The organism is Mesorhizobium sp. M7A.F.Ca.CA.004.04.2.1, assembly GCF_004022825.1.
Lineage (GTDB): Bacteria > Pseudomonadota > Alphaproteobacteria > Rhizobiales > Rhizobiaceae > Mesorhizobium.
In genome coordinates this window covers 1-3,173 of sequence record NZ_RZPH01000724.1, presented here as the reverse complement: position 1 = coordinate 3,173, position 3,173 = coordinate 1, and the positions used below count along the sequence as shown (strand labels likewise).

General features: G+C 60.1%; 3 protein-coding genes and 1 pseudogene. 1 reads left to right on the top strand and 3 read right to left on the bottom strand.

What is annotated here, in order from left to right; genetic code table 11:
• The 3 genes from EN893_RS25910 to EN893_RS25900 form a co-directional block, all read right to left on the bottom strand.
• Window positions 1-489, bottom strand: a 489-nt coding sequence (locus EN893_RS25910; protein WP_127270596.1) for a hypothetical protein, incomplete at its 3' end; no start/stop codon positions are given.
• An 87-nt stretch (window positions 490-576) separates the two neighbouring features.
• Window positions 577-1,956 carry an Nramp family divalent metal transporter gene (locus EN893_RS25905; protein WP_306244786.1) on the bottom strand — a complete coding sequence of 460 codons (1,380 nt, stop codon included), beginning with the start codon at window positions 1,954-1,956 and terminating at the stop codon, window positions 577-579.
• Between the two features lie 239 nt (window positions 1,957-2,195).
• A complete protein-coding gene (locus EN893_RS25900; RefSeq protein WP_127270534.1) occupies window positions 2,196-2,786 on the bottom strand; it encodes a LysE family translocator in 591 nt (196 codons plus the stop codon).
• Between the two features lie 274 nt (window positions 2,787-3,060).
• Between EN893_RS25900 and EN893_RS39480 the strand changes: the two are divergent.
• Window positions 3,061-3,173 (top strand): annotated as a pseudogene (locus EN893_RS39480) (ATP-dependent DNA ligase); the annotation flags it as partial.

Below are 3,173 nucleotides of genomic sequence, written 5' to 3'. Positions count from 1 at the left end.
CGAGCGATCTTCCTTGCTGGACGCTTGCCGCTGCTTTTCCAGGACCTCATCGGTCCCGACCAGCTTCTTTGCTCCGCCTGAAATGGTCGTGGACACCACTGAGGGCGGATCGCTCGCCGGAAAGGAATCCTCCAATCCCGCCTGCAGTTGGTCCTCGAGCGTGCGTGGTTCTTCGGAACGGCCGGGCGTTCTGCGTGTGTCTATCTTCTCAAGCGGCTGTTTCCTCTCTGGCGAATCGTTGGCGTTCCGGACCAGGGCGTAAAGTTGCTCGATCGCGAATTCCTTGATCGTTTCGAAATCGGCGCGATCGTCCTCTGCCGCCTCGATCTGATCAACCATGGCTTTCTCGAAGCGGTCGAGGCTGTCGCCTCCGCAGGCATGGGAAAGGCGCAACAGGGCTTCGTTCAGCATCAACGGAGCAAAATGTGCTGAAGCTTCAAGCCTGAGTTGTCTTAGACGATCCGGAGTGGCGGCCTGCAACTTTGACATGGACAACCTCCTTTCTCCCACAAGCGTCTCAACGACATTTGACCGCCGATGTTCCACTGCGCCTGAACATCCTTCCCGCCCGGCGAGCTACAGGAACCAGCTTGCCACCAGTCCCGCCGACGCCGCAAAGATCGCCAGGGTCGTCACGCCGCCCAGGATGTTCGTGCTTATGCTGTTGACCTTGTCGCCCATGATCTTGCGATTGTTGGTCATGATCAGGATGAGAAGCAGCAGAGGTGGCGTTGAAAATCCTTGCACGACGCCCGACCAGACCAGGGCTTTCATAGGGTTGAAGCCGAAGAAATTGAGACCCACCGCCACCAGCGTTATGATCCCAATCACGATGTAGAATTTGGGAGCCTGGCGGGGTTTGGCATGCAGGCTATTCTTCCATCCCATCGCCTGAGCGAAATCGAAAGCGGCGCCAGCGGTCATGATCGGCACGGCCAGAAAGCCAACGCCAATTACACCGACCGCAAACAGAATGCTGGCAGCGTCGCCGGCAAGCGGCCGCAGCGCTTCGGCCGCCTGCGCCGCTGTCTCGATCTGCGTCTGCCCGGCCTTGTAGAGCGTCGAACCTGTCGAAAGAATGATGAAATACATGATCAGATTGGAGAACGTCATGCCGATCAGGATGTCGCGGCGGGATCGGCGCAGTTCGCTCTCCGTGGCGCCTTTGCGCTCTTCGAGGCTCGTTCGACCCTTGGCTATCTCCTCCTCCACCTCCTGATTGGACTGCCACGTGTAAAGGTATGCGGAGAGCGTGGTCCCGATGATGGCGACGAGGATGGACAGGTATTCGCGGCTGAATTCGATTTTTGGCAACAGCGTGCCGCGCAGGACAGAGGCTGCATCCGGTTTGGCAAGCACCGCGGAGACCACATAGGCAAGCAGAGCCAGAGCCAGCCACCGGAACACATTTCGGATCAATTTATACGATCCGAACACCTGCAGGGCAAAAATGACGACCGCAACGGCAATGACGACCAAGGGAGCAGGCAGAGGAACGAACAGCACGATGGCCGCCGACATGGCGCCAAGATCTGCGGCTGCCTCGATCGTGTTGCCAATCAGCACGCCCACCAGCACGGACCATAGCAGCCAACGCGGATAGAAGTCCGATATGACCTTGAAAAGCCCGCGACCCGAAACCTGGCCAAGCTTGGATGAAAGATAGACGACGACATACATCATCGGCAGCGTGACAGGTGCCGTCCACAGCAGGTCAGGCCCGAACCGCGCTCCGGCGCTCGCGTAGGTACCGATGGCCGAGCAGTCGTCATCGGCCGCGCCGGTGATCAGACCAAGCCCGAGAGCCCGAACGACGCCGCCCTTTTTTTGCCCGCTTGCCCTTTGGCCCTCGTCAGGTGGCTTGTTCATTGAAGGCGCGTCTTTACCGAGGCCACGCAAGAAATCATGACGAACATTCCAATCGGACGGCGATGAAGCAGCCGTTTCAAGCTGCATTGAGATCGAGGCTCGAACCTCTGGTCAGGCTTTTTGTTCCTGGACCAGTCCCGGCCCGCGACGACGTTTCATCCGATGCGGGTTCTTTCGGCGGAGCCGGACATCCAAGCGAATGCTCCGCTCCACTGAAGAAGGGTGTCGGAGCCTGTCATTCAGGCGACTTGGCACAAAACTTTCCCCGAAAGAAAATCCCGCGGCGCCAAAGTCGAGTGTTCGGCCCAGCCCGTTCATCCGCTTGGTCAGCGGCTCGTACCGCCGCCGATCGCCATCCGTAAGCCGAGGCCGATGATGAGACAGCCGGTGAGCCGCTGCTGCCAAAGCCTTGCGCGAGGGTGCCGCATGACCCATGCCCCGGCCGCGCCCGATGCCAAGGCATAGGCTCCCAGCACCAGCACACCGGTTATCTTCTGTGTTGCGCCAAGCAGCACCAGCTGCGACGTGACGGAGCCCCTGTGCGGATCGACAAACTGCGGCAGGAACGCAACCATGAACATCAAAGGCCAGGGATTGCTCAGATTGGCGATCATTCCTTCCCGGGCGGCGGCGAGCGGCCGCAGGGCCTTGAGGTCACCCGTGGGAATGGTTGCCGAGGATGAAAGCAGCAGCCGGACACCCAGCCAGACGATGTAGGCCGCCCCGGCCCATCGAAGCAGATTGAACGCCAGGGGCGAGGCGTGGACAAGCGAGGACAGGCCGAATGCAATCAGCGGAAGCTGCACAAGTCCGGCGCCCAGCGTCATGCCGAGCACCGTGAGCAGCGCCACGTCGCGCCCCTGTCCAATGCCGCGGGCCATCACCAGCATGCTGTCGGGACCTGGCGGCACCTGCATGAGAATGACGGTTCCGACAAAAGCTATCCACAATGAGGGATCGATGGGGCATCTCCGTTAGCGCTGCCGATGACATCAAAGCGGCCAGCCGTCATCCGGGTTCCGCGGCAAATGAAAATGTCCCATCGCGAAGAACCAGGCATGAACCGTCAGATGGAACGCGGTGCCAGTCCTGGAAGTTGAAAAAAGCCGGAGCCGTTCCTGAGCCGGTTTTGGAGGCCTACCCGTGCATGAACCAATAAACGCCTTCCCGCTCCCGCTGGACACGTCTCCGATGGAGGCCAAGCTTGCCGATGAAATCCCCCGGGATGGAAACCGCTGGCAGTACGAGCCCAAATGGGACGGGTTTCGCTGCCTGGCTTTCAAGAGCGACGACACCGTTGACCT

Bases quoted from the DNA above. Each gene is read 5' to 3' on its own strand.
- EN893_RS25905 (WP_306244786.1), bottom strand. From the start codon at position 1,956: ATGCAGCTTGAAACGGCTGCTTCATCGCCGTCCGATTGGAATGTTCGT.
- EN893_RS25900 (WP_127270534.1), bottom strand. From the start codon at position 2,786: ATGCAGGTGCCGCCAGGTCCCGACAGCATGCTGGTGATGGCCCGCGGC.